Annotated in this window: 2 protein-coding genes; both read right to left on the reverse strand. The window is 44.2% G+C overall.

Going from position 1 to position 1,345, the window contains the following annotated elements; genetic code table 11:
- Nucleotides 1-141: 141 nt before the first annotated feature.
- Complete coding sequence (hfq, locus tag A3738_RS22730; protein ID WP_068481635.1) at nt 142-381, reverse strand: RNA chaperone Hfq; 240 nt, start codon at nt 379-381, stop codon at nt 142-144.
- A gap of 54 nt (nt 382-435) precedes the next feature.
- Nucleotides 436-1,345, reverse strand: a 910-nt coding sequence (miaA, locus tag A3738_RS22735) for a tRNA (adenosine(37)-N6)-dimethylallyltransferase MiaA (RefSeq protein ID WP_068763871.1), incomplete at its 5' end; no start/stop codon positions are given.

Below are 1,345 nucleotides of genomic sequence, written 5' to 3' on the forward strand. Positions count from 1 at the left end.
AAACTCCTGCGCATCTTCACGGTCATTTTCATTTGGAAAGTCTAAGTGGACGAGAACAGCTCGCTCTCCCGCATCTGGTCTATCAAACACGGCAGAGCTTAAATACTAACGAGAAAATACCAATTTCCAATGGAGTATTACCTATGAACCCGCTTCTTCATCCATTGACGGCATACGCACATTACGCGCAGGTACAACAGTAGAAATGGCATGCTTATATACCATTTGGCTAACAGTATTTTTGAGTAAGATGACGAACTGATCGAAAGACTCGATTTGACCTTGTAACTTGATGCCATTTACCAAGAAGATAGATACTGGAATGCGCTCTTTGCGGAGTGCATTTAAGTATGGATCTTGAAGTGAGTGTCCCTTAGACATTATTGTAATCTCCCGTTTTTTAAATATTTAACGCAATTATAGTCAATCTTACGTTTAGTTGTTAAATGAGGCCGCGTTAAAACTTTTCAACACTATCTCAATATTATTTTTCGCGCCAGTTTCTAGCCAGACAATATCCCGCCAAGACCTCAACCACGTTAACTGTCGCTTAGCTAATTGGCGTGTTGCCACGACCCCTTTTTCTATCATCGTATCGTAGTCATAGGTACCATCCAAATATTCCCACATTTGTCTGTAACCCACACAACGCATAGAGGGCAAGTCCAAACTTAGATCACCTCGCGCTCGTAAAGTTTCGACCTCTTGCTGAAAATTTGCCTCGAGCATACCGCGAAACCTTAGTTCAATTCTTTTATGAAGCAACTTTCGATCACTCGGCGCAATCGCAAACGGCAAAATCTCGAACGGAATAGGAGGTAAACTCGCGCCATCAGGTCTGCCAGCTCCATTAACTACTCCCGATCCGACTTGTTTTTGGTCACTCCAATGCTCAGTCAAAGTTCGACCACTAACCCTGTATACTTCCATTGCTCGCTGAAGACGCTGGGAATCATTTGGCTTAATACGTTTAGCCGAGTCAGGATCAACCTTAGCCAGCTCTTGATGTACAAAAGGCCAGCCTTTCTCCGCAGCCAAGGCATTAATTGAGTCACGCACAGATTGATCAGCCGAAGGCATAGAAGCAATACCTTCTTTTAACACCTTGAAATACATCATCGTCCCGCCGACAAGAAGCGGTACTTTTCCCGCTGCAACGATATCATTCATCTCTCTGAGCGCATCATCATAAAAACGTGCGACAGAATAAGACTCGGCAGGGTCGATAATATCAATCAAACGATGAGGCGCTTTCAGCAACTCACTCTCACTCGGCTTCGCGGTGCCGATATTCATATCTTTAAATACGAGCGCTGAATCAACACTGACAAGCTCCACCGGCAAT

It is taken from the genome of Oleiphilus sp. HI0066, from assembly GCF_001635725.1.

Bases quoted from the DNA above. Each gene is read 5' to 3' on its own strand.
- hfq (WP_068481635.1), bottom strand. From the start codon at position 381: ATGTCTAAGGGACACTCACTTCAAGATCCATACTTAAATGCACTCCGC.